Annotated in this window: 22 protein-coding genes; 14 read left to right on the forward strand and 8 right to left on the reverse strand. The window is 63.2% G+C overall.

Going from position 1 to position 20547, the window contains the following annotated elements:
* Positions 1–67 precede the first annotated feature (67 nt).
* Positions 68–1000 carry a LysR family transcriptional regulator gene (locus PZL22_RS04895; RefSeq protein WP_013850120.1) on the reverse strand — a complete coding sequence of 311 codons (933 nt, stop codon included), beginning with the start codon at positions 998–1000 and terminating at the stop codon, positions 68–70.
* Between the two features lie 193 nt (positions 1001–1193).
* Here PZL22_RS04895 and PZL22_RS04900 point away from each other — a divergent pair, with 193 nt between their 5' ends.
* The 7 genes from PZL22_RS04900 to PZL22_RS04930 all read left to right on the forward strand — a co-directional run bounded on the left by PZL22_RS04900 (position 1194) and on the right by PZL22_RS04930 (position 7975).
* Positions 1194–1868 carry a type 1 glutamine amidotransferase domain-containing protein gene (locus PZL22_RS04900; protein WP_014527572.1) on the forward strand — a complete coding sequence of 225 codons (675 nt, stop codon included), beginning with the start codon at positions 1194–1196 and terminating at the stop codon, positions 1866–1868.
* Between the two features lie 172 nt (positions 1869–2040).
* Positions 2041–3795, forward strand: coding sequence for a cytochrome c biogenesis protein DipZ (locus PZL22_RS04905; protein ID WP_284718208.1), 1755 nt, complete (start codon positions 2041–2043; stop codon positions 3793–3795).
* 17 nt (positions 3796–3812) lie between these two features.
* Entirely contained in the window at positions 3813–3986 is a 174-nt protein-coding gene (locus tag PZL22_RS04910; RefSeq protein WP_284718209.1) for a hypothetical protein, read from the forward strand.
* A gap of 73 nt (positions 3987–4059) precedes the next feature.
* Entirely contained in the window at positions 4060–4863 is an 804-nt protein-coding gene (locus PZL22_RS04915; protein ID WP_284718210.1) for an SDR family NAD(P)-dependent oxidoreductase, read from the forward strand.
* Between the two features lie 95 nt (positions 4864–4958).
* Positions 4959–5906, forward strand: coding sequence for a GlxA family transcriptional regulator (locus PZL22_RS04920; RefSeq protein WP_284718211.1), 948 nt, complete (start codon positions 4959–4961; stop codon positions 5904–5906).
* A gap of 140 nt (positions 5907–6046) precedes the next feature.
* A complete protein-coding gene (locus PZL22_RS04925) occupies positions 6047–7093 on the forward strand; it encodes an alpha/beta fold hydrolase (protein ID WP_003528690.1) in 1047 nt (348 codons plus the stop codon).
* A gap of 216 nt (positions 7094–7309) precedes the next feature.
* Positions 7310–7975, forward strand: coding sequence for a VOC family protein (locus tag PZL22_RS04930; protein WP_003528687.1), 666 nt, complete (start codon positions 7310–7312; stop codon positions 7973–7975).
* Positions 7976–8163: 188 nt separating this feature from the next.
* On the opposite strand, the gene PZL22_RS04935 is transcribed toward PZL22_RS04930, so the two are convergent.
* From PZL22_RS04935 to PZL22_RS04955, 5 genes are all read right to left on the reverse strand, one after another.
* Positions 8164–9510 (reverse strand): ATP-binding protein, encoded by a 1347-nt coding sequence (locus PZL22_RS04935; RefSeq protein ID WP_003528685.1) that lies wholly within the window; start codon positions 9508–9510, stop codon positions 8164–8166.
* A complete protein-coding gene (locus PZL22_RS04940) occupies positions 9510–10247 on the reverse strand; it encodes a response regulator (RefSeq protein ID WP_003528683.1) in 738 nt (245 codons plus the stop codon). The genes PZL22_RS04935 and PZL22_RS04940 overlap by 1 nt, the downstream gene beginning before the upstream one ends.
* Before the next feature lie 93 nt (positions 10248–10340).
* Positions 10341–11672, reverse strand: a complete 1332-nt coding sequence (locus PZL22_RS04945; protein WP_284718212.1) for an epoxide hydrolase family protein — start codon at positions 11670–11672, stop codon at positions 10341–10343.
* Between the two features lie 9 nt (positions 11673–11681).
* Positions 11682–12083, reverse strand: coding sequence for a cupin domain-containing protein (locus PZL22_RS04950; protein ID WP_284718492.1), 402 nt, complete (start codon positions 12081–12083; stop codon positions 11682–11684).
* Positions 12084–12293: 210 nt separating this feature from the next.
* Positions 12294–12473, reverse strand: a complete 180-nt coding sequence (locus tag PZL22_RS04955) for a hypothetical protein (protein ID WP_080573364.1) — start codon at positions 12471–12473, stop codon at positions 12294–12296.
* A 330-nt stretch (positions 12474–12803) separates the two neighbouring features.
* Between PZL22_RS04955 and PZL22_RS04960 the strand changes: the two genes are divergently transcribed.
* Positions 12804–13307, forward strand: a complete 504-nt coding sequence (locus PZL22_RS04960; RefSeq protein WP_010975118.1) for a DUF4142 domain-containing protein — start codon at positions 12804–12806, stop codon at positions 13305–13307.
* 286 nt (positions 13308–13593) lie between these two features.
* Here PZL22_RS04960 and PZL22_RS04965 read toward each other — a convergent pair whose 3' ends face one another.
* Positions 13594–14280, reverse strand: coding sequence for a BON domain-containing protein (locus PZL22_RS04965; RefSeq protein WP_284718213.1), 687 nt, complete (start codon positions 14278–14280; stop codon positions 13594–13596).
* A 164-nt stretch (positions 14281–14444) separates the two neighbouring features.
* Between PZL22_RS04965 and PZL22_RS04970 the strand changes: the two genes are divergently transcribed.
* From PZL22_RS04970 to PZL22_RS04985, 4 genes are all read left to right on the forward strand, one after another.
* Positions 14445–14618, forward strand: coding sequence for a hypothetical protein (locus tag PZL22_RS04970; protein WP_003528661.1), 174 nt, complete (start codon positions 14445–14447; stop codon positions 14616–14618).
* 156 nt (positions 14619–14774) lie between these two features.
* A complete protein-coding gene (locus tag PZL22_RS04975) occupies positions 14775–15353 on the forward strand; it encodes a hypothetical protein (protein WP_003528660.1) in 579 nt (192 codons plus the stop codon).
* Positions 15346–15765, forward strand: a complete 420-nt coding sequence (locus PZL22_RS04980) for a phage holin family protein (RefSeq protein WP_003528659.1) — start codon at positions 15346–15348, stop codon at positions 15763–15765. The genes PZL22_RS04975 and PZL22_RS04980 overlap by 8 nt, the downstream gene beginning before the upstream one ends.
* Positions 15762–16736: a DUF3618 domain-containing protein gene (locus PZL22_RS04985; protein ID WP_003528657.1), complete on the forward strand. Its 975-nt coding sequence runs from the start codon at positions 15762–15764 to the stop codon at positions 16734–16736. Before PZL22_RS04980 ends, PZL22_RS04985 begins: the two co-directional genes overlap by 4 nt.
* Before the next feature lie 63 nt (positions 16737–16799).
* Here the strand turns inward: PZL22_RS04985 and PZL22_RS04990 are convergent, their stop codons facing one another.
* Entirely contained in the window at positions 16800–17870 is a 1071-nt protein-coding gene (locus PZL22_RS04990; RefSeq protein ID WP_284718214.1) for a LacI family DNA-binding transcriptional regulator, read from the reverse strand.
* Positions 17871–18095: 225 nt separating this feature from the next.
* Between PZL22_RS04990 and PZL22_RS04995 the strand changes: the two genes are divergently transcribed.
* Both PZL22_RS04995 and PZL22_RS05000 read left to right on the forward strand, forming a co-directional pair.
* Positions 18096–18932, forward strand: coding sequence for an ABC transporter substrate-binding protein (locus PZL22_RS04995; RefSeq protein ID WP_003528652.1), 837 nt, complete (start codon positions 18096–18098; stop codon positions 18930–18932).
* Between the two features lie 60 nt (positions 18933–18992).
* Positions 18993–20501, forward strand: coding sequence for an amino acid ABC transporter permease/ATP-binding protein (locus PZL22_RS05000; RefSeq protein WP_284718215.1), 1509 nt, complete (start codon positions 18993–18995; stop codon positions 20499–20501).
* Positions 20502–20547 lie beyond the last annotated feature (46 nt).

Here is a 20547-nt window from a genome sequence, read left to right on the forward strand (position 1 = left end):
TTAGATCGATGCGTCGCTTGGGAGAATTGCCGCTACTTGATCGACACTCAACCGAATATCGGCACAATCAGGTAAGCGTGCCAGCCTCCGCTGCCATGCGCGCAAATTCGGAGCGCAGACGCGGCGCCGCAAAATCGACAAATGCGCGGACCTTGGGGACCGACATGCGGCCCTGCGGTGCGATGAGATGCGCCGGCAGGGGCGGATGCTCGGCATCGGCGAGCACGATTTCGAGGCGCCCGTCTCTTACATATTCCGCGACGTGATAGGAATAAAGCCGCGTCAGGCCGCGGCCGGCAGCCGCCGACGCGGCGGCGGCGCGCACGCTGTTGACTATGCACCTCGGCGTAAACTGGATCGTTCTGGGGACGGACGAGCCCTTCGCCGGTGTGAAGCTCCAGGACTCCAGGCCGAAATTGGTGAAGGCCAGGATTTGGTGCTTGGCGAGGTCGGCCGGTTCTTCGATGCGGGGGTGATTGGCGAGGTAGCGAGGCGAGGCGACCACCACGCGCCGCACATCGCCGCCGAGCCGGGTGGAGATGAGCGACGAATCCGCCAGTTGACCGATGCGCAGCGCAATGTCGACGCCTTCGTCCACCAGGTTGACGAAGCGATCGAGGAGAAGAAGGCGGACCGAAACGGTCGGGTAGAGATCGAGGAAATCATCCAGGATGGGGCGAAGTATCTCCTCCCCGAGGATTGGTGGCGAGGAAATCGTCAACATCCCGCGGGGGGCGGAGCGTTCCCCTCCTGCGAGCATGTCCGCTTCCTCGAGATCGGTCAGTACCCGTCGGCAGGCGGCCGCATAGCGTTGGCCTGCTTCGCTCAGTTTGAGGGTGCGGGTCGTCCGATGCAGAAGCTCGACGCCCACATGTGCTTCCAGGAAGCTCAAGGCGCGACTCACCGCCGTCGGCGAGCGCTTCAGGCGGCGGGCCGCCCCGGCGAGGCTGCCCTCGTCGATCGCCGCGACGAAAACTTTCATTGCATCGATGCGGTCCATATTCTGCCGATCTCCGGGATAGTGAGTGCTGTAGAGCGAGTATTCACCCCAAAACGGCAATACGCAATGATGGCAAAGCTGTACTGGCCGGCCATCCTGCGGGAGCCTCGCCAACATACGGTCACGGCTCGAGAATAGGCTGCGTATCCGCGCGATCCTGCGTTTGGAAACGCCTCAACGAAGGAGAATGACCATGAAGATCCTGATGGTTCTGACTTCGCATGACCGGCTCGGCAACACGGGCAAGCCGACCGGCTTCTGGCTGGAGGAGTTTGCTGCGCCCTATTACGTGTTCAAGGACGCCGGGGCAGAAGTCACGCTCGCTTCGCCCAAGGGCGGCCAGCCGCCGATCGATCCCAAGAGCGACGAGCCAGCCAGCCAGACTGCAGCGATGGGGCGGTTCAAGGACGACCCCGCCGCCAGGAAAGCATTGGCAAATACTTTGAAGCTAGGTGAAGTCAAACAGGAGGACTACGACGCGGTGTTCTATCCGGGCGGACACGGTCCGATGTGGGACCTCGTCAATGACAGGAATTCCATCGCCCTTATCGAAGGCTTCTACGACGCGGGCAAGCCGGTCGCCGCCGTCTGCCATGGCCCGGCTGTCCTGACGCAGGTCACTCATCTCGGCGAGCCCATCGTCAAGGGAAGGCGCGTCACGGGCTTCACCAATTCCGAAGAGGAGGCCGTTCAACTGACCGATGTCGTGCCCTTCCTGGTCGAAGACGAACTGAAGCGCCTCGGCGGGCGCTACGAGAAGGCCGAGGATTGGGCCGACTTCACGGTTGTGGACGGCAGGCTGGTCACCGGCCAGAACCCGTCTTCGTCCACTTCCGCTGCCAGCGAACTGCTGAAGCTTCTGCAGTAGTCTTCCTCGTCGGGTGGCATGACGCTGCAGAAGGCCCGTGCGGCCTTCTGCAATTCGATACAGATCCCCTTGTTACGAGACACAATCGGGATACCTCGCTCTGGTCCCATGCTCCGCGTGTCAAGCGCGACCGCCGCCGCAAGAGGCGCAGGTCCAATGCAGAGGGACGAAAATGATCCTTTTCACGATAGCTTATCTCGCAGGTGTGCTGACAATCCTCAGCCCCTGCATCCTCCCGGTCTTGCCCTTCGTGTTTTCGCGGGCCGGCCAGCCCTTCGCCAGGAGCGTTCTTCCGATGCTCATCGGCATGGTTCTCACATTCGCGGGCGTGGCCACACTCGCCGCGGTTGGCGGTGATTGGGCGGTACAGGCGAATGTGGCGGGGCGGTATGCGGCGATCGCAGTGCTAGCCGGTTTCGGCGTGACCCTGCTTTCGACGCGGGCCGCGGCCCTGTTCACTCGTCCGGCCGTGGCACTCGGCAGCCGGCTCTCACAAAAAGTGGCTGGTCAGCCGCCGAGCGTCGGAGCGTCGCTCCTTCTCGGTGTTGCAACCGGACTTCTTTGGGCGCCCTGCGCGGGCCCAATTCTGGGCCTGGTGCTGACCGGCGCCGCCCTGCAGGGTGCCAATGTCGAGACCACGCTTCTGCTGGCGGCCTATGCTGCCGGTGCGGCGACTTCGCTGGCCTTGGCCGTTCTTGCCGGAGGGAGAGTGTTTGCGGCGATGAAGCGCTCACTCGGCCTTGGCGAGCGGCTCCGGCAGGGCCTCGGCATTGCCGTGCTTGCAGGCGTTGCCGCAATCGTGCTTGGCCTCGATACGGGGCAGCTTGCGCGCCTCTCCTATGCAAGCACCGCGGCCCTCGAGCAGTCGCTCCTCGACCATGTGCGGGGCGACTCCGTCGAAGAGAGGGCGAGCGCGCCAACGGCGGCTGACGGCGAGGGGCCGGCCTACCGAAGCGACTTGCCGGTGGAAGGCATGTTCCCGCCGCTGGACGGCGCGGTCGAATGGGTGAATTCGAAGCCCTTGAGCGTGGAACAGCTGCGCGGCAAGGTCGTGCTCGTCGATTTCTGGACCTACTCCTGCATCAACTGCATCCGTACGATCCCCTATGTCCGCGCCTGGGCCGAGAAGTACCGGGACCAGGGGCTGGTGGTGATCGGCGTGCATGCACCCGAATTCGCCTTCGAAAAGCGCATTGACAACGTCAAGAGCGCAGTGGCGGATTTCCATATCCGCTATCCCGTTGCGATCGACAACGATTTCGCGATCTGGCGCGCCTTCGGCAACAGCTACTGGCCCGCGCACTATTTCATCGATGCAGAAGGACGGATCAGACACCATCACTTCGGCGAGGGCGATTATGCGCGGTCGGAGCGCGTCATACAGGAGCTGCTGGCGGAAGCGGCGGGGAGCCGCCGCGGCGGCAGTGGTTTCGTGCAGCCGGATGCGACGGGTGCCGAAGCCGCGCCCGATCTCGCCAATCTCCAGTCCGGCGAGGATTATGTCGGCTACATGCGTGCTTCGAACTTCGTGTCGCCGGAGCGTGTCGCAGCCGATGCGGCGCACGAGTATACCGCCGGCAAGCCTCGACTCAATCAATGGAGCCTCGCCGGCAACTGGACGGTTGGAGCAGAGCAGGCGACACTCAATCGGGCCGGGGGCGCAATCACCTACAGGTTCAGCGCGCGCGATCTGCACCTTGTCCTCGGCCCTGGGGAAAACGGCAGGAGGGTACGCTTTCAGGTGAAGGTCGACGGTGCTGCACCGGGCCCGGATCACGGTTCGGACATCGATTCCGACGGCTATGGAACGGTGGGAGAGACGCGCCTCTATCAGCTCGTACGGCAGTCGGGCGAGGTGCGGGAACGGACGTTCGAGATCCGCTTTCTCGAGCCCGGCGTCGAAGCATTCGTTTTTACATTCGGATGAAGAAGAGAGGAGAGTTCATGCGCATTCCCGTAACCGGCTTTGCCATCGTGGCACTGGCACCTGCGCCTGGGATACGGATCCACGTGAACCGTCACGAGTGCCGCGCTCTCCGCCGCCCCGGTACCTCCGGCGGCAGCCGCGCGGCGTTGACGACGGACATTCCGTCCATCCTGTTCGATGTCCTAAATTGACGGATATACGTCATTTGAGACATTGCGGTTTCACCCTACTATCGAGACTCAAACCAACCGATTGGAGCCTCACATGACCCAGCATTCAAAAGGCACCGCGCTCGTTACCGGCGCTTCCTCCGGCATCGGTGCGATCTATGCCGATCGCTTGGCGCGCAGGGGATATGATCTGATCCTCGTCGCCCGCAACCAGACCCGCCTCGACGAACTGGCCAGGCGCCTTACCGACGAAACCGGGCGCTCCGTCGAAGTCGTGGCAGCGGACCTTGGCAAGAGGACCGACGCCGCACGCATCGAGAAGGTGCTACGCACCGATGCCAGCATCACCATGCTGGTCAACAATGCCGGCATCGGTGCGACCGGGCCATTGCTCGCCTCGGATGTCGACAAGATGGAGGAGATGATCGCGCTCAACGTCAACGCGCTGACGCGGCTGACCTATGCCGCCGTGCCTGGCTTCGTCGCACGCGGCGCGGGTGCGATCATAAATATTGCTTCGATCGTCGGGATCGCGCCGGAAGTGCTGAACGGCGTCTACGGAGCAAGCAAAGCGTTCGTCCTCGCCTTCACGCTGTCGCTTCAAAAGGAGCTTGAAGGGAGGAACATCCGCATACAGGCCGTTCTCCCTGGCGCGACGGCCACCAACTTCTGGGGAATTGCCGGCACACCTGTCGAGCATTTGCCGAACGAGATCGTCATGCCCGCCGAGGATATGGTCGACGCCGCGCTCGCAGGCTTCGACCTCGGTGAACCGATCACCATTCCATCGCTTCCCGACGCTGCTGATTGGGAGGCCTATGAAGCGGCGCGCCAGAAGCTCGTCCCGAACCTCTCTCTCAGTGTTCCCGCCGCGCGGTATCGGGCTGCGGCTGCATAGCGCTGCCCATACTGTGGCGGGTCGAGAAGTCCGTGTAGCGGTTTATCTCCTGCGGGAATATCGTGCGCAGGAGAATTCCAGCAAGGAAGTCGGCTATGCATAGAATCGGCTTTGTCGTTTTTCCACGATTCCAGCTCATGGGTTTTGCGGCAGTAACCGCCTTCGAGATGGCGAACCTCGCCCTTGGCGAGACGGTCTACGAGATAGAACTGCTTTCCGAAGCCGGCGGCGAGGTCAAGTCGTCCGCCGGCTTCGGTGTCCTTACGAAGACTTTCGATCATACCGCTTACGACACCGTGATGTTCGGCGCCGGCGTGCAGATCGAGCCGATGACACCAAGTCTGGTGGAGTTCGCGCGTCGTTCCTTCGAGACCGCAAGGCGGGTGGCGGCGCCGTGCACCGGCGCCTTCGTCCTTGCCGAATCCGGACTCCTGGACGGCCGCCGGGCGACGACGCATTGGGCCTTTGCGCGCCAGCTGCAGGATCGCTTCCCGGCCGTTAAAGTCGAGGAGGACCGGATCTTCATCGTCGACGGAAGCGTGTGGACATCGGCCGGAATGACGGCGAGCATCGATCTCGCACTCGCGATGATCGAGAAGGACCACGGCCAGGGCGTCGCCCGCTCGGTCGCCCGCAAGCTGGTCGTCTATCACCGGCGTGCCGGCGGCCAATCGCAGTTCTCGGCATTGCTCGAGCTGGAGCCGAAGTCCGACCGTATCCAAAGGTCGATCGATTACGCCAAGGCGAACCTCCGGCGGGGATTGTCGGTGGAGGAACTGGCCGATGCGGCGGGCCTGAGCGCCCGCCAATTCAGCCGCGCCTTCCGTGCCGAAACAGGGCAGTCGCCTGCCAAGGCGGTGGAGACTCTCCGAGTCGAGGCGGCTCGGCTGATGATGGAGCAGGGCCGGCACTCGATGGACGTGATTGCGGAGGAAACCGGTTTCGCCATTGCCGATCGCATGCGCCGGGCCTTTCTCCGCACGCTCGGGCAGCCGCCTCAGACGATCCGCCGGAACGCCCGCGAGAGCGCGTCGGTGCCGTGAGGTCTGGCGCGAGTGAATTGTAGCCTACTGTATCGGCGCCCGTGAACTGTACACGGGCTTTCAATTGCAGTCGGGCGGGCTCACAATCGAGATACATCACCATCGCATTCCGCAGCTGTGGTTCACACAGGAGAAGTTCGATGACAGGGGAATTCAATCTGCGGCGGCGGCGGTTCATGGGAGTGGCGGCATTGACCGTCGCTGCGGCGCATTTCGGCGTCGGACGCGCCGCCCTCGCAAAATCAACGAGTGAGGCTCGCATTCCGGCGACAACGCCGGGGACGAATACATCTTTCGCTGCGATAAAGCAGATTGACGCGGGGGTCCTCAACATCGGGTATGCGGAGGCGGGCGCGAGCGATGCGCCTGTGGTCATCCTGCTGCATGGCTGGCCCTATGACATCCACACCTATGTCGATGTGGCGCCCCTGCTCGCGAAGGCGGGCTACCGGGTCGTCGTTCCTTATCTGCGCGGCTACGGCACGACGCGTTTTCTCTCCCCCGATACACCGCGCAACGGCCAGCAGGCGGCGATCGCCGCCGACATCGTCGCCCTGATGGATGCGCTCGGCATCGAGAAGGCCGTCATCGCCGGCTGCGATTGGGGCGCGCGAACCGCCAATATCATCGCCGCACTCTGGCCGGAGCGCTGCAAGGCATTGGTTTCGGTGAGCGGCTATCTGATCGGCAGCCGTGAAACCAATAAAAAGCCTTTGCCGCCGAAGGCGGAGCTTGCCTGGTGGTACCAGTTCTACTTCGCCACGGAGCGCGGGCGCGCGGGCTATGAACAGTACCGGAAGGACTTCGCGAAACTCATCTGGCAGCTCGCATCGCCGAAGTGGAATTTTGACGACGCCACCTTCGATCGAAGCGCTGCGGCCTTGGACAACCCGGATCATGTCGATATCACCGTCAATAATTACCGCTGGCGGATCAGTCTTGCCGACGGCGAGAGCAAATATGATGGGCTGGAAAACAGGCTTGCCGAACTGCCGGTGATCGATGTTCCGACGATCACATTGGAGGGCGATGCCAACGGCGCTCCGCATCCGGAGCCCGCGGCCTATGCCAAGAAGTTCTCCGGCAAGTACGAGCACCGGCTGATCTCGGGCGGCATCGGTCACAACCTGCCGCAGGAAGCCCCACAGGCCTTTGCCCAGGCGGTCGTCGACGTCGATCGCCTCTGATCGCCTTCGCCTGCGGAGCAATGTCTTCGTATCGAACTGTATCCGCAGGCGGTCCGTGAGGATTGGCTTACAATTTCAGCCCCTTGCGAAACATCCCATACACGTACGGGGCGGCATATGTCTCTCGACAGTCGGACGAGGCATGAAGCTTCCGTCCCGCATCGTCAACGGAGAAGGCCATGGCGCCTTGCGCCTCCCAAACAAGAGGAGAATGACATGACCACCGCAATCAACAGCGAAAGAGCCCGGCCGGTCGATATGAAGCTCGAAGTTATCGTCGTGCCCGTATCGGATGTGGACCGCGCTAAGGAATTCTACGCGAGCCTCGGCTGGAGGCTCGACGCCGACTTTGCCGGTGCCGACGGCTACCGCGTGATACAATTTACCCCGCCCGGATCCGGTGCCTCGGTCATCTTCGGAAGGCATGTGACCGATGCGGAGCCCGGTTCTGCGCAGGGACTGTACCTCATCGTCTCCGACATCGAGGCCGCCCGCGAGGAGTTGCGCGGTCGCGGCGTCGACATCAGCGAGGTATTCCATGCGGGCGACGTGAATGCCGGCAGCGACGAGCCCTATCTGTTCGGGACGCATCGTGCCGGCGGCCGTGATCCCGAGCGCCGCAGCTATCGTTCCTACGCATCGTTCCGCGATCCGGACGGCAATGGCTGGCTGTTCCAGGAGGTCACCGCGCGATTGCCCGGGCGCGTCGACCCGGACGGCACGGCGTTCAGTTCGGCTGCCGATCTCGCAGCCGCGTTCCGCCGCGCCGAAGCGGCCCACGGCGAGTACGAGAAGCAGCTCGGACACAGGGACGAGGACTGGTCCATCTGGTACGCCGATTACATTGTCCGGGAGCAGACCGGCGAGGCGCAGCCAGCCTGAGACACTGCAGGCTGAAACGATGGTGCATAGCGGGGCGGCCGAGACCGCCCCGTTCGTTTTGGTAAGCCGCCGGTCTTGCGGATCCGGCCGGGGTCGATAGTTCCTCAGGCAGTGCTCCGAGCACTTCCAGGTAAAGTGTGTAACGGATTTCCGTCCGCAGGTGCGTCGTTTCAAAGGGCTAAAGAGTTTCACCGTTTCATTGAAACAGTGAAACTCTCTAGGGAGAGCTCCGCGGCAAGGCCGCCACCGTCGCGGTTGCGCAAGGTCAGGGAGCCGCCGATGACCGTCGCGAGCTGTTGGGCGATTGCGAGGCCGAGCCCGGTCCCGCCCGTATCCCGGCTGCGTGATTGCTCCAGGCGGAAGAAGGGCTGCAGAACCGCTTCGAGCTGGTCTTCCGGAATGCCGGGACCGCGATCGAGGACCTTTATGGTCACGGTGCCCTCGGGGCGGCGCTGAACCTCGATCTCGGCGCTGCCGCCGAATTTCAGCGCATTGTCGATCAGGTTGGTGAGAATCCGTCTCAAGGCGTGCGGCCGGGTCACGATTGCGCCGTCACCCAATTCGGCGACCGTGACGGCCTTGCCGGTGTCCTGATAATCATACGCCAAACTCTCGATGAACGAGGCGAGATCTATGCGGGAAGCCTTTTCGTCCTTGCCGTGGGCGCTGCGCGCATAGGCAACGCCCTCCTTGACGAGACGTTCGACCTCGTCGAGGTCCGTGATCAGCTTGTCTCTTTCGATGGACGCTTCGGCCATTTCCGCGCGGAGTTTCATCCGTGTGATCGGTGTTTGCAGGTCATGCGAAATCGCGGCCAGTATCTGCACGCGCTCCTCCAGATACTGCGCGATGCGATCCCGCATCGCATTGAATGCCGTCGCCGCATAGGCGACTTCCCTCGGTCCGGTCTCGCTGAGGCGCGGCGTCCTGCTGTTCGGATCGAGCGTGTCGGCGGCCTTCGCCAGATCGGCGAGCGGGCGGGTGGCCTGGCGCACGGCAAACCAGCTGCACAGGACCAGAAGGGAAAGCTGAGCGACGAGGACGTAAGGCAGCCAGTCGGCAACCGGCATGACGCCCCTTGGCGTGATGTCTATCGTCAGCGGCTCGCCATCACTCAAGCGAAGGTGGGCCTGAAGACGGCGGACGCCGCCGGGAACGGATTCGACCTCGATCGGGTATTTCGCGCCGATTGCAGCCCGGACCTTGTCGGCGACCTCGGCGTCGGCCTCATTGAGCACGCGACTGCCCGGAAGGCCCCGCCCCAGGACGAAGCGGTAGGACCCGCGCTCGAGCCGGCCCAGCCAGGCGGCGCGTTCGGTCGCGGGGAGCCGGTCGAGAATGGCGATCGACGTCGCGACGTCGGTTTCGAGCGTATTGAACATCACCGATCTGGCGGCGATGTAGCGTTCCGAAAACAGCGCCGCAAACGACATGGCGTGGGCGATCGTCAGGCCGGCGAGAAGGATAACGAAAAGCCGCGCCCTGAGTGTGCGCGGCCATAGGTGAATACCATGGAGAATCGACCGCGCCGCCATCAGCGGGGCTCCATGATCTCGACCGGCACCGAGAAAACATAGCCTTCGCTGCGGACGGTCTTGATATAGGTCGGTTCCCGGGCATCGTCGCCGAGGCGCTGGCGTACCCGGCTGACCAGGAGATCGATCGATCGGTCGAAGAGCTCGGCCTCGCGCCCCTGTGTGAGGTTGAGGAGCTGATCGCGGTTGAGGACGCGCTGCGGGTGGTCGACGAAGACGCGCAGCAGCCGGTATTCGGCGCCGCTGAGTGCAATCGCAGTACCATCCGCATCGATGAGATGCCTTGCCGTCGTGTCCAGCTTCCATTGACCGAAACGCAACAGCTGACCTGCCTCCGAGACCTGCAGGTTCGCTGGCAGCATCCGGGCGCGCCGCAGGACCGCCTTGATGCGGGCGAGCAGTTCGCGCGCCGAGAAGGGTTTGGCGATATAGTCGTCGGCGCCCATTTCCAGCCCGATGATACGGTCCATCTCGTCCGAGCGGGCGGTCAGCATGACGATAGGCGTCGCCTTGTGTTTGCCGACACGCAGCTCGCGGCTCAAGACGAGGCCGTCGTCGCCCGGCATCATGAGATCGAGGATGATCAGATCGACCGTATTCGCCTCGAGGAAGGTCCGCATCTGCCGCCCGTCGGCAACGGCGGTCACCCGCAGACCGTTCTTCTTCAGGTAAGCGGACACAAGCTCGCGGATTTCCCGATCGTCATCGACGATCAGGATGTGATCTATGTGCTCCATGGCAAGACACCCCTTTGACCGCCATTTCTTATCAGAACGAGAATGCCGTGACAGCAGTATTCATCGGCTCGTGCCTGTGGCGTAATGCAGGGGTCAACGCAAGGACCGGAAAGCGGCACGCAGCTCGGCGCTGAAGAGATCCGGCTCTTCCCAGGCGGCGAAATGTCCGCCTCTGTCCACGCGGTTGTAGTAGATGAGATTGCGGTACGCCCGCGCCGCCCAGCTCTTCGGCGGCCTGTAGACCTCGCCGGGGAAAACCGTCACTGCCGCCGGGATTACGATCTCGGCCAGCTTGTTGCCGACTGCATTGTTCTCCCAGTAGATCCGCCCGCTCGAGGTCGCCGTGTTCGTCAGCCAATAAAGCGTGATGTTGTCCAGGATCTCGTCGCGGCTCAATACGCGTTCCGGTTCGCCGCGGGTGAACACCCAGTCCGCGAGCTTGTCATAGAACCATGCAGCCAGCCCGGCGGGCGAGTCGGCAAGACCATAGCCGACTGTTTGCGGACGCGTTCCCATGATCGCCGCATATCCGAAGCCCGTCTTGAGGAAGGCTCTGGCCTCGTCGAACACCGCCCGTTCCTCCGCGGTCAAATTCGCAGGTGCAGGATCTCCGCTTCTCAGCGCTTTGGCAATTTCCGGCGGAATGGTAGTTGAGCGCTCGACCCTGTTCACATGGATGCAGAGCAGGCCCGATGGAGCCTGGCGGCCCATCGCGTCAGAAATGATGGCACCCCAGTCTCCGCCCTGCGATACGTAGCGCGTATAGCCGAGACGCTTCATCAGGACGTCCCAGGCGCGCGCGACCCGCTCCGGGTTCCAGCCGGTGCCTTTCGGCTTTTCGGAAAAGCCGAAGCCGGGGAGGGACGGAAGCACGAGATGGAAGGCGTCGTCCGCGGTCCCTCCATGTGCCGTCGGATCGGTCAGCGGGCCGACGACCTTCAGCAACTCGAAGATCGAACCCGGCCAGCCGTGGGTCATGATGAGAGGCAATGCGTTCGCATGAGGCGAGCGGACATGGATGAAGTGAATGTCCAGGCGGTCGATATCTGTCAGGAACTGCGGCAAGGCATTGAGTTTTGCTTCGGCCTTACGCCAATCATAGGCCGTTTCCCAGTAGCCCAGCAGTGCCTGAAGCTTCGCAAGCTGCACGCCCTGGGACCGGTCCTCGACCGTTTCCGGGTCGGGCCAGCGTGTCGCGGCCAGCCGGCGGCGCAGATCGGCGACTTCTGCCGCCGGAACGTCCACTCGGAACGGGCGGATGTCGCCATCCTTGAATGGCACCGCGGTGCCCGCTTGGGCGACTGCCGCCGAAGGGCGAAACGTCGCGAGGGCCGCCGCCGTGGCTCCGTTCAGGAGCAGAGACCGGCGGGAGAGCACGGAGCCGCCGTTTGTCGCGCCGCTTTCTCTGAGGTTCTCAGCATCCATGACGGACGCTCACTTGCCCGGAACGACAAGCGGGGAGCCTTTTTCGACGATATATGTCGCGAGCTCCGATGCCTTGCCGTTGCCGACGTTTTTCGCGAGATGAGCCACCCCGGCCGGAATGAACAAGGCGTCGCCGGCATGAAGCGTGACCGGCGCTCTCCCCTCGAGCTGATATTCCAGCGAGCCTTCGAGCACATAGGCCACCTCTTCGCCCGGATGGGAGTGCTTGATGGAGACTGCACCGGGATCGAAATCGACGCGCACCTGCACTGTTTCGCGGCCCGGCTGGCCGAGATCGTGCTGCAATAGATCGGTGCGGTGAAGTCCCGCTTGTTGAGCCTTAGCCGCTTGCAATGCCAACCCACTTCCAACGACCAGCAGCGCGGCCGCCAAGATCCGAGACGTTTTCATAGTGGTCATCCTTTCCCGCATTGGCCGAGGCCCGTCCTCGATGCCAGTGCGGCTATTTGAATGACTGCGTGTATTGACGATGTGTCGGCCGGGCGGGACTTTTGTAACGGCATGTGTCAGCGGCGAAGGCGCCAGCCGAGCAATTGCGGAGGAACGGCCTTCGCGCAGCGACGCCGACGATGGTCCCGCTGTTCGCCGGCCCCGCCCGCATCAAATCCGATCGAGGCTGCGCCACGGCACCTGGCGGTCCAGGATGGTCGATCCGGGGCACCAGATCGACGAGCGGTTCCATGGGCTCGCTTGCTGGCGCCACAGCGGACCGAACCACAGAAGCACGAGCGCCGTTCCCAGCGGGAGGGCCGGGATAGCGATGAACAATGCCGTTTGCATAAGCTTTGTCGGTCACGCGGGTGACCGCTCCTATCGGCCGTCGTGCGGCCTCTCGATTCTTACAACCGGATGGCCCCAAGAAAGTTCCTTGCAGTAGGCCGCGATCAAGGAAAGGCTGCAGTCGCTCAGCGGCGACATCCCCCATATTAAGGCCCGAGACCTCGCATCTGCGGCAATGGGAAATACCATTGGCGAGGACGCCGAGCTGCAGAGCGGAGACCGGGTGCCGCAATTCGTTAAATGAGGGTTGGTGGGCGAGCCGGTATTTCTCGTGCTGTGCGGAACGATTCACTCAGGCCGCAGGTTAGGTGGCCTTCGGAGGTATCCCCGATGAGAACCCTCAACGCCACCCTCGCCGCGATAGTGTTGTGCCTCGCGCCTTTCTTGGCCGTGTCCGCCCGGGGCGAGCCCTTGCAGCCCCAGGAATTCGCGCGGAGAATGTCGATGTCGAACCTCTTCGAGATGGAGGCGGCAAAACTCGCGCGGCAACGCGGCAAAGGGCGCGAGGTACTGGAATTCGCCGAGCGGATGCTTGCGGATCACGCGCGAGCCGGCAAGGAACTGACAGAAGCCGCACGAAAGGATGGCGTGGAATTTTCCCAGTCGCTCGACAAGGCCGGCGAGGAGAAGCTTGCCGCGCTGCGGGCGCTCAGCGGTGCCGCCTTCGACCCGGCCTACCTGTCCTCCCAGGTTACTGCGCATGAAGATGCTCTGGAGCTTCTCAAGAATTACGCGGAGCAAGGGGAGGCCGGCGCGCTGAAAGCCTTTGCCGAGTCCACTTATCCGACGGTCAGAACCCATTTGCTCCAGGTTCAGTCCATGACATCCCAGTGAGCGTTCCCGAGGGGTTCGAGGTGGGCCTGCCAGGTGGGCCTGCCGTCGACCCGAACACCCGTCAGTTATGTCCCAGGGCTAAACACTCGTCTCAGGAATCCAGCCAGACCAAGTCCTTGGGCTGAAGGAACTCTTCCCGCGCCGCAGACGCGGCGCTGCCCTCATCTCTGTGACAAAGCACAGAGATGAGGAGGAGGAGAGATTGCAGTCCTCCGACAGGTTTCCTAGGCCGTACAGTCGGTACACACTTTTCCTGGAAGAGCCGTTTTCCCCGGATGCCTGCCTCTCAGGCGATGTTGCGGTCGGTGTTGCCGGCATTCCAGCCGGGTGATCCTCCCGATGGGCGGATGCGAAGGTTGTTCTGGACATGCTTCACGCCGGAGACGGCTTCGGCGCAGTCCTCGGCGCGGCGTTTGGCCCATTTGGTATCGACCAAACCGCTCAGCTGGACTGCGCCATTGGTGACCGAGACCGCGATATCGGAGGCGTCGAGCATTCCTTCGTCGCTGAGGCGATCGCTCACGTCTTCCTGGATGCGGGCGTCCGAACGGGTGTAGCCCTTGGGACCTTTGCCGCGATGCTGATCCAGCTCGCGTCTGCGCTCGGCCTCCTCGTCGCCCAACCAGGATGCGACTTCGTCGCTGGCGCGTTCGAGAAAGCCGCGCTCCCCGTAGCCCCTACCGCGATAGGGATACCCCTCGCCATAGTCGTCGTCGCGGTAATAGCCTCCACCGCCGAAGTAACCTGGGCCGTATGCGCGTTCCCGTTCCCAGCTGTCATCTTGCCCGCGATATGTGCCGGAACGGCCCGGCTCGGCACCGGCAAAATACTCCGGGCTCCCGTAATCCGTAAGCCGCGGACCGGCAGTCAGGGCGCGGCGCCTCTCGTCCTCGTAGGATCTGCCGCGCCGGCGCCGGTCCGACTCGGGATAGCTCTCGTAGACGTCGTGGCTCCAGCTCCTGTTCCTGGCCATGATCTCCTCCTTGGCTTGGTTCGTCGACGTGGTCAAACCCGCGAGCGGTCACTCGGTTCCGGCGTAATGAGAGCTCCGGCGCAGGCCGGGGCATGTCGCGGAAGCAGGACCGTCCGGAACCTTCGGCGGCCGACACGGTTGGCTGCATTTGAGGAGATACGACGATGTTGACGAACTATTTCTGGCTTTTTGTCACCGGCGGTGGCGCCTTCATACTCGGCGGTGCGGTCGCCTATGCCATCTTGAAGCAGAGGCCGCTCTCGCGTGCCGAAAAGCAGGCGCAGAAGCAGAAGGTCGAGGAACTTTACGAGCAGTCGCCGGAGAACCGGCCCCGCTGATCGCCGGGCGGCGAGACGACTGCCACGGGAGGCTTCCTGAACGAGCGAAGCACGCGAGGAAAGGGCCTGCGGCGCTTTGCAGGGAACAAGGTTCTAAATGGCTCGTTTGATTGCGTAGACGATAACGATCCCCGTTATGCATGGGAGGAGCCGACAATGACCAATGACACAAGCGGCCGTGGGTCCGGCGATCCCTTGGGCAGGCCTTTGACGGCCGCGCAAGGCATCGAGCGCGTAAGCGGCGTGCAAGCTGGTGACACGGGCGGACAGGGCGAGGCGGGTGACCGCAGCCTTGAGAACGCCGTGCGCGAAGACGTGAACGAGTTCAAAGAGTTCGCCAGTGAACAGACGGAGCAGGCAAAGGCGGCGGTCGGCCGCGCCGTGGAGGATGAGAAGAACGTCGCTGCACGGCAGTTGAGCGGTGTTGCTGCGGCACTCGAGAAGGTCGGAAACGAGCTAGAACAATCGGATCAACGGGCCATCGGCCGCTATGCAAAGCAGATCGGCACGTCGCTCCAGGGCTTCGCGCGCAAGGCCGAGGGCCGCAATCTTGGTGAGATCGCCGGAATGGTCGAAGATTTCGGCCGAAAGCAGCCACTCGCCTTCCTCGGCATGGCCGCAATCGCAGGACTGGCCGCAAGTCGGTTCCTCACCGCTTCGCCTCCACGCCGGGACGGACGGGATGCTTCGGGACGGACCCGTCAATCAAGCGAGAAGGAACCCTATAATGGCTAATCATCGGGACGAGCGCCCCCTGACGGAACTGATGACCGGTCTGGTGGCGGATATATCCGGTCTTTTCCGGAAGGAAATCGACCTCGCGAAAGCCGAGGCATCCGAGAATCTGAATCGAGCGGTCGGCAGCCTCGAGACGCTGCTCGTCGGGCTGATCTTTGCCATAGGCGCCGTCGGCGTGCTGCTGAGTGCCGTCGTCCAGGGTCTTGGCGCCTTCCTCGTGGCTCAGGGCATGACCGAAGCGAATGCCGATGCGTTGTCAGCGGCCATCGTCGGCGTGGTCGTCGCCTTGCTTGCCTGGGCCATGATTTCGCGCGGCCTCTCAGCGCTCAAGGGCAGCAGCATCCAATTCGATCGGACGGCCGCCTCCCTGCAGCGCGACGCGAACGTGGTGAAGGAGAGACTGCAATGAACGATTCCGTACACACGCACTCCGCTGCCGAACTGCAGCGAGAGATCGAGGCCGATCGCCAGCGAATTGAGGAAAAGCTCCACGAAATTCAGGAGCGCATGTCGCCGGGAGAACTGATGGACGAACTGCTCGAATATGCAAAAACGAGCGGCGGGTCCGAATATCTGAGCAATCTCGGCGTAGCGCTCAAGTCAAACCCGATCCCGGTTGCCCTGATGGGAGTGAGCCTCGCCTGGCTGATCGCCAACCCCGCCTCGCGCGCGCCGCGACACGGGGAGGGGAATGACGGCGCGGATGATTATCCGCTTGCACCCGTGAGGGGCTCCGTCCGGCGAGTGGGTCCGGTGGAGGCGAGCTTCGGAGAGCGCTACAGTCACTTCACGGATGAAAGCGGCAGCCGCTTCCGCGCCCTCACGGACGAAGCCGGCCGGCGGGCCGGCCACTTCGTCGACCCCGCCGGAAAGGTCTATCGCGGCTTTACCGACGCGGCAGGCAAGCAGATCGAAGATATCAGGGACGAGACCGGCGCCCTTTTCGACGAGGCGTCCGGCTGGGCGTCCCGAACGTGGAGGCAGATGAGCGCCGCGGCGGGCCGGATGTCCGATTCGGTAACGGAAGCCGGCAGATCTCTCGCCGGCAGCATGCAGGACGCCGGCCGGTCGCTCGAAGAACAGGGCGCGCATCTCAACGCGGCCATCCTGAGGCACTTCCGCGACCAGCCGCTTGTCGGCGGAGCGCTCGCCTTTGCCGTCGGTGCAGCGATAGGGGCGGCGCTGCCCCATAGCGAGGCCGAGGACGAGGCGATAGGCGAAATGGCGGAAGATGTGCGGTCCAATCTGGCGGCCAGGGCGAATGCCGGAGTGGCGCAAGTCATGGAGGCCGGGCAGGAAATCCTCGACAAGGCCGGCGATGCGGCGCTGGAAGCGCATGACGCAGCCAAGGATCGCCTGCAGCAGTCGGTCCGGGAGTAGCCCTCCCTGGGGAATTTCCGCGCTCCGTTGAGAGCGGAGCTTCTCCAGCCGAGCGTCGAAGGATCACGCCGGCGCTTCAGCGACGGAGGCACGCTCAACTATTTCTGTTTGCAGAACGACGCGGCGGGCCTCCATTCCCTCCCCGTTCAGTCGCTCGACGAGCAGTTGCGCAGCCCTCTCGCCCAGACGGTAGACGGGTTGCCGTACTACCGTGACAGGCGGCGATGTGACGGACGTCCAGTCCGCATCATGAAAAGAGACGAGCGACAGGTCGCTGGGGATCGCAAGGCCGATCGCGCAGCTTGCCTTGAAGACCTCAAGTCCGATCACACTATCCGAGGCGATGATTGCCGTTGGGCGCCCACTCGCCCGCAACATGTCGGTCGCGATACGGCGCGTGTGCTCCGGCGAGGACGCGCCCACATGCACCCATCTTTCCATCTCGGCCAGACCCGCCTCTCGGCAAATATCCAGGAACCCTTCGATCCGTCGCCGTACCGAGCCGGTATTGATGTCGGTCGGCGTGCGGAAAAGATGGTCGGATGTGTCGCAGGCGGTAATATAAGCGATGCGGCGATGGCCGAGTGCGAGGAGCCGGCGGGTGACGGCCTCGGCAGCGTTTCTGTCGTCGGCAATCACGGTATCGACGGCGAGTGCCTCGCTGCCACGGTCGAGCAAAGCCAGCGGCCGACCCGAGCGGGCCACTTCTTGCAGGTGGTCGAGTTCGCTTTCCTTGGCGGGTGACACGATCAGGCCGTCCACCCGTTTGGCAAGCAGTGTACGGATCGCGGCTTTCTCGGCTGTAACGTCCTCGCCCGAATTTATGAGGATGACGGTAAAGCCGGCCTGCCGGGCGACGTCGGTGATTCCCCGTACGGCCAGGCTGAAGAAGGGGTTCTCTATATCCCCTACCACGACGCCGATCGTACCGGAGCGGCCTGTCGTCATGCTTCGGGCAAGCTCGTTCGGCCGGTAATCGAGCGCCCGGGCCGCGGCGGTCACGGCTTCGCGCACGCGGTCGCTGACCGTTCCATAGCCGCCCAGAACGCGTGCTGCCGTCGCCTTCGAGACGCCGGCCCGACGCGCGACATCGGCAACGGTGACGGAGGTGGATCGGGGCGGATTCTGGTCCATGAGTGCTAGCCTTACAAGAGATATTGACGACTGGCAAACACGAAGATAACAATTTCGATGAGCAAAGAGACCGGTCTCAAACAAAAATGAGACCGGTCTCGAGACGAAAGAGACTTCCGTTACCGGGATGCGATGGCAGGTGCCGGGACGCGGGTCATCCCGCCGTCCTGGGAGGGACCTTGCCCTTTCTACATTGCAACGGACACCACCAGAGGAGAAAAACCGATGAACTCATTCCAAGTCTTGCAAGTGCCGCTCGCCGGAGTGGGCGTGGCCATCGCTGCGATAGTCTTTGGCCTTGCGGCAGGTGCCCTGCCGCCAGCCACCGCTCAGGACAATCCATATGGTCTGACCGACCCCACAGTCATCAGCGTCGGTACGATGGGTGATGCCAAGCCCTATGCGTTCTCCACCGCCGACGGCAATTTCACCGGCTTCGACATCGAACTCCTCCTCGACGTGGCCAGGCGGATCGGCTTCGAGAAGGAACAGGTGATCTTCACCGGACAGGATTTCTCGGCCCTCATGCCCTCGGTCGCCAACGGCCGTTTCGACGTGGCTGCGGCCGCGATCGGAACGACAGAGAAGCGCAAGCAAACGGTCGACTTTTCCGACGGCTATCTGGCGGGCTACCTTTCCGTGCTCACCGCGGACGAGGATATCACCGGCGCCGAAGGTCTGAAGGGCAAGCGGCTTGGGGTCGTGCAAGGCACGCTCCAGGAAATCTACGCACAGAAGAACTTCACGAGTACCGATCTCGTTAAATTCCCGGACAATAACTCTGCCGTATCCGGACTCAACAACGGCACGATCGATGCGCATTTCCTCGACTACGAGGCGGCAAAAGACTATGCGGGCCGATATCAGGACCTGAAAGTGGCGGTGAATATTCCGAGCTTCGACGCGCCGGCCGGTTTCGTCATCCGCAAGGGCAACGATGCCCTGCGGGAGGCCCTGAACAAGGCTTTGCAGGCCGCCATGCAGGATGGGACCTGGAAGACTCTGCACGAAAAATGGTTCCCCGGCACGCCGATGCCAGCCGATTATCTCCCCAAGCCCTAATCCCGCTTTCCGGTCCGATCGTCGTCGGTCGGACCGGCCTTTGCTTCAGGGGGCCGCCTGATGAACTGGCTTGAAAACCTTCGCCGCAGCTTCCTCGATTGGGGCGCGATGGCTGAAGTCCTGCCGACCATGATCACGGTCGGTCTGAAAAACACGCTCATCCTGGCGGCCGCCTCGACAGTGCTCGGCGTCATCATAGGCATGTTGCTCGCCATCATGGGCATTTCGCGGTCGCCCTGGCTGCGCATCCCGGCCCGCATCTATACGGACATCTTCCGTGGTCTGCCGGCCATCGTCACCATCCTGCTGATCGGCCAGGGCTTTGCGCGCATCGGCCGCGAACTGTTCGGCCCGTCGCCCTATCCTCTCGGAATTCTCGCGCTCAGCCTCATAGCGGGCGCCTATATAGGCGAGATCTTCCGTTCAGGCATCCAGAGCGTCGAACGCGGCCAGATGGAAGCGTGCCGGGCGCTCAGTATGAGCTACGGCCAGGGCATGCGCCTCATCGTCGTGCCGCAGGGCGTGCGCCGGGTACTCCCAGCGCTGGTAAACCAGTTCATCGGCAATGTGAAAGATTCGAGCCTCGTCTATTTCCTCGGCCTGCTCGCTTCCGAACGCGAGATTTTCCGCGTTGGCCAGGACCAGGCCGTGGTGACCGGCAATCTCTCGCCGCTCCTTCTCGCGGGCGTCTTCTATCTCGTCGTCACGGTGCCGCTGACGCACTTCGTCAACGCCATCGACAGCCGTCTCAGGCTTGGCAAGCAGCAATCGGCGGCCATTACGAGCGGGCTGGAGGAAGTCAGCGAACTCGATCGCGCCGATCGCGCCAGGCCGATCGCCTTCAAGGGCGGCAGCTTGGAAGTCCGCGACCTCGGCATGGCCTATGGCGAGCTCGACGTGCTGAAGGGCGTCGACCTCTCGGTGAGGCCCGGCAGCGTCACCTGCATCATCGGCCCTTCCGGTTCGGGCAAGTCGACGCTTCTGCGCTGCCTCAACCGTCTGGTAGAGCCGAAGCGCGGCGACATCCTGCTCGACGGCGACAGCATTCTCGCGATGAAGCCGGAGCGGCTCCGCCGCCGGGTGGGCATGGTCTTCCAGCACTTCAATCTCTTTCCGGATCACACGGCTCTCGAAAACGTCATGTTGTCGCTGACAAAGATAAAGGGCCTGCCAAAGGTCGAAGCCGAGCGCATCGCCAAAGTGCGGCTTGCCGATGTCGGTCTCGCCAGCCGCCAGCATCATCGCCCCGGCGGCCTCTCAGGCGGGCAGCAGCAGCGCGTCGCCATAGCCCGCGCGCTGGCCATGGAACCGGAGGTCATCCTGTTCGACGAGGTGACGAGCGCGCTCGACCCCGAGCTCGTCAAGGGTGTCCTCAATCTCATGGCCGATCTCGGCAAAGGCGGCATGACCATGGTCGTCGTCACGCACGAGATGGGCTCTGCCCGGCGTGTCGCCGACCAGGTCGTTTTCATGGACGAGGGGCGCATCGTTGAGGCAGGCACGCCCGCGGCGATCTTCGATAATCCGCAGAGCCCACGTCTTCAGCGCTTTCTTGCCGAAGTGCTCTGAACGAAAAAAGGGGAGGAGACGACGATGCCAGCCCATCCCCGCACCA

This window comes from Ensifer meliloti, assembly GCF_030064585.1.
Taxonomy (GTDB): domain Bacteria; phylum Pseudomonadota; class Alphaproteobacteria; order Rhizobiales; family Rhizobiaceae; genus Sinorhizobium; species Sinorhizobium meliloti.